The sequence below is a fragment of the Terriglobales bacterium genome (assembly GCA_035691485.1).
Classification (GTDB): Bacteria; Acidobacteriota; Terriglobia; order Terriglobales; family Acidobacteriaceae; genus JAIQGF01.
In genome coordinates this window covers 1-4353 of sequence record DASSIZ010000067.1, presented here as the reverse complement: position 1 = coordinate 4353, position 4353 = coordinate 1, and the positions used below count along the sequence as shown (strand labels likewise).

3 protein-coding genes are annotated in these 4353 nt (G+C 63.0%); all 3 read left to right on the top strand.

The window, feature by feature from the left end; all coding sequences use genetic code 11:
- Positions 1-166: 166 nt before the first annotated feature.
- Positions 167-1252, top strand: coding sequence for a cytochrome bc complex cytochrome b subunit (locus tag VFI82_08345; protein ID HET7184683.1), 1086 nt, complete (start codon positions 167-169; stop codon positions 1250-1252).
- Positions 1253-1265: 13 nt separating this feature from the next.
- Positions 1266-2588, top strand: a complete 1323-nt coding sequence (locus VFI82_08340) for a cytochrome c3 family protein (protein ID HET7184682.1) — start codon at positions 1266-1268, stop codon at positions 2586-2588.
- 115 nt (positions 2589-2703) lie between these two features.
- Positions 2704-4353, top strand: a 1650-nt coding sequence (locus tag VFI82_08335) for a hypothetical protein (GenBank protein ID HET7184681.1), incomplete at its 3' end; no start/stop codon positions are given.

Below are 4353 nucleotides of genomic sequence, written 5' to 3'. Positions count from 1 at the left end.
GTGCAATACCGCAGCGACGTCAAGCAGGTGTGGTGCGCCTGCCATAACGGCACCTACGACCTGGCGGGGCGCAACGTTTCCGGCCCGCCACCGCGGCCGCTGGAGCTGTTCGATGTCCACGTGCGCGGCGACGAAATCGTGGTCGGGCGGAAGCGGGAGGCGTGAGATGAGCGGCTTCGTGGTGGTAAGAGACTGGCTCGACGAGCGCTTCGGCTTGGCCGAACTGACCAAGCCGCTGCGCAAGAAAACCGTCCCCATGCACCGCCTGTCGCACTGGTATTTTCTCGGCGGCATAACGCTGTTCCTGTTCGTAATCCAGGTCTGCACCGGCATCCTGCTGCTGCTGTACTACCGGCCGAGCGCCAACGAGGCGTTCGAAAGCGTGCAGTACATCACCACCCAGGTGCAGTTCGGATGGCTGGTGCGCTCGATCCACTCCTGGTCGGCGAACCTGATGATCCTGACCGCGTTCGCCCACATGTTCAGCGTGCTCTTTCTGAAGGCTTACCGGAAGCCGCGGGAGCTGACGTGGATTACCGGCGCGGTGCTGTTGTTCCTGGCGATGGGCTTCGGTTTCAGCGGCTACCTGCTGCCGTGGAACACGCTGGCATTTTTCGCTACCAAGGTGGGCACGGAAGTGGCCGGGCAAGTGCCGGTAATCGGGAAATGGATTGTCATCTTCCTGCGCGGGGGCGAGGACGTTACCGGAGCCACGCTCACCCGCTTTTTCGGATTCCACGTTGCCGTGCTGCCGGGCATTACTACCTTGCTGCTGGGGATCCACATCCTGCTGGTGCAGAAGTTCGGGATCAGCGTGCCGCCTTCGGTGGAGTCGCAGTGGGAGCGCGATCCTGCATCCGCGCGTGAGATGAAATTCTTTCCCAACTTCGCGCTGCGCGAAGCGGTCGCCTGGTACATCGCGCTGGGGGTGCTGGGCGCGCTGGCGGCGCTCTCTCCCTGGGGCCTGGGGGCCAAGGCCGATCCGTTTGCACCCGCGCCCGCCGGCATCAAGCCGGAATGGTACTTCCTGTTCATGTTCCAGACGTTGAAGCTGATTCCCGCCAAGATCTGGTTCATTGACGGCGAGCTTCTGGGCGTGCTCGGTTTTGGGCTGGCCGGCGCCATCTGGGTGCTCCTGCCGTTCCTGGAGCGCAAGAACTCGAACCTGGGGCGGGCATTTGTCACCGGGTTGGGCGTATTCGCGCTGGCGTACATCGCAACCATGACCATGTACGGGTACGTGGCGAAATGAGCGGGAGAGAATCATGATAGCCATTCATAACCAAGTCATGCACGCGCCGGGCGGGAACGGCATGAGGCGCACCTCGCGATGGTGGTTTGCGCTGGCGATAATCATCTGGACTGCGGTTGCGCTTTTCGCGGCCGCGCGGGCGCGAGCGGCGGCGCCCTTGCCGCAAGCGGTTCAGAGCACGTGTGTCGACTGTCACGGCTCGCTCGATGGCAATCTGAAAATCACCGCCGAGCAGTATGCGGAAGACATCCACGCGCAAAAAGGCGTGACCTGCGCCGGATGCCATGGCGGCGATCCCGCCAGCATGGAAGCGATGGACAAGAAGAAAGGGTTCAAGGGCCATATTGACCGTAAGCAGGTTCCGGAGCTGTGCGCCAAGTGTCACGCCGACGGCGGCTACATGCGCCAGTACAACCCGTCGCTGCGCACCGACCAGTTAGCGCAGTACAAGACCAGCGTGCACGGCAAGCGTTTGCTGGCAGGCGATACCAAGGTGGCGGTCTGCATCGATTGCCATGGAGTACACGGCATCCGCGCGGTCAAGGACACGCGCGCCAAAGTGCATCCGCTCAATGTCGCTGAAACCTGCGCGCGTTGCCATGCCGACGGCAAGTACATGCAGTCCTATCCGATCAAGCATGACCAGTTCGCCGGATACAGCTCCAGCGTGCATCATGAAGCGCTCACCGTGCGCGGCGACCTGAGCGCGCCCACCTGCACCACCTGTCACGGGAACCACGGCGCCGCGCCGCCCGGCGTGGCCAGCGTCACCAACGTTTGCTCGACTTGCCATGTCTTCCAGGCGCAACTGTTCGAGTCCAGCCCGCACAAAGCGGCATTCAGCGCGGCCGGGCTGCCGGGGTGCGTAACCTGCCACAGCAACCACCGGATTTCTCATCCCACGGACGCGATGGTTGGTACCGGACCGCAGGCGGTCTGCACCTCGTGCCACACGCAGGGAGACGCCGGCTTCGCCGCCGCGGCAAACATTCAGAAGCAGTTCCTTGATCTGCAAACCGCAATCGGCAAATCCGAGGAAGTGCTCACCCGCGCCGCGCGCGACGGGATGGAAGTGAGCCAGGCGCAACTGGACCTGACCTCAGCGCGCGACCAACTTACCAAGGCCCGTGTAACGCTTCACGGTTTCACGTCGGCAAAGATTGACGTCGACATCAAAGCCGGCCAGGAGACCGCGACCAAGACACGCCTGGCCGGGGAAAAAGCCCTCCGCGAACGCGACTACCGCCGCGCGGGGCTGGGCGTTTCGCTGCTTACGATCCTGGCCATGCTGATCGGGCTCAAGCTCTACATCGGGGAGATCGAGACGCGGAAGTAAGTTGCGCCGAGTGCTCGGGCGTGGCGCGTGCTCGGAATTCCTTGCCTGCGATTTCCCGGCGCTTTATCCCTTCGTGCTACGATTCTTCGTTTTGCATCACGGAGGATTGTTGCAAATGTTCAGGCGCTTTGCCGTCCTGCTGTTGATCCTGCTTTGTTCCACCGTTTTTGCCCAGACTTACAACCAGGCGCTGTTCAGCGGCATGAAGTGGAGAGGCATCGGTCCGTATCGTGGCGGACGGGTGCTGGCCGTGACCGGAGTGCCCGGCGAAGCGAACACTTTTTATTTCGGAGGCGTCGCCGGGGGCGTATGGAAGACGATGGACGCGGGCGCTACCTGGAAGCCGCTCACCGATAAAGAACCGATCGCTTCCGTGGGTTCGATCGCGGTGGCCGAATCCGACCACAACACCATCTACATCGGGACGGGCGAGGCCTGCATCCGCGGCAACATCACGTACGGCGACGGCGTGTGGAAGTCGGTGGACGGAGGCAGAAGCTGGAAGCACGTCGGATTGCAGGACTCGCGCCAAATCGGCGCGGTGATCGTTCACCCTACGAATCCAAACCTCGTTTACGCAGCCGCGCTCGGACATGTCTATGCGCCCAGCGCCGAGCGCGGTATCTATCGCACCAGCGACGGCGGCGCGACCTGGCAGAAGGTCCTGTTCGTGGACGATAAGACTGGCGGCATTGACGTCGTCTTCGACCCGCAGAACCCGAACACGCTATTCGCCGCGATGTGGCAAGTGAATCGCACGCCCTGGAGTTTGAACAGCGGCGGGCCCGGCAGCGGCCTGTTCCGCTCGAACGATGGCGGCAATACCTGGAAGCGTCTGGAGGCCCATGGTCTGCCGGAAGGCCCGCTCGGCCGCATTGGTGTGTCGGTCTCGGGCGCCGACGGCAGTCGCGTGTACGCGTTGATGGAGGCGAAGGAGGGCGGACTGTTTCGCTCCGAAGACGGGGGCGACACCTGGGCGCGGGTCAACGACGACGAGCGCTATCGCCAGCGCGCGTGGTACTTCAGCCACATCTTCGCCGATCCGAAGACAGTGGACACGGTGTACGTGCTCAACACCGGCCTCTTCCGCTCGGTTGACGGCGGCAAGACCTTCACGCTTCTGCCGGCGCCGCACGGCGATCACCACGGGCTCTGGATCGATCCGACGAATCCCAAGAGCATCATCAACGGCAATGACGGCGGAGCGACCATCAGCGTGGACGGGGGCGCGACGTGGAGCACGCAGGCGAACCAGCCCACCGCGCAGTTCTACCACGTCATCACCGACGACCAGTATCCCTATTACGTCTACGGCGCGCAGCAGGACAACAGCAGCGTCGGAATCTCCAGCTACGCCGACGGAGGCGTGATTGCCCGCCAGGACTGGTTCGACTTCGGCGGCGAGACCGGCTTCATCGCCCCCGATCCGCGCAACCCGAACGTTGTTTACGGCAACAACGAAGCCACCATCTTCCGCTTCAACCGGCAGGACCGCCAGACGCAGGACGTTTCGGTCTGGCCGCTGGATGTTTCCGGGCACGGCGCGGTGGACCTGGACGTGTTGCGGTTCAACTGGACTTCGCCCTTGTTTATATCGCGACACGATAAATCTACGCTCTACACGTCCGGCGACAAGGTGTACAAGAGCAGCGACGGAGGCGCCAGCTGGACTGCGATCAGCAAGGACCTGACGCGCAATGACAAGTCCAAGCAGCAGCCCTCCGGCGGCGTGATCACGCTCGACATCACCAGCGTGGAGTACTAC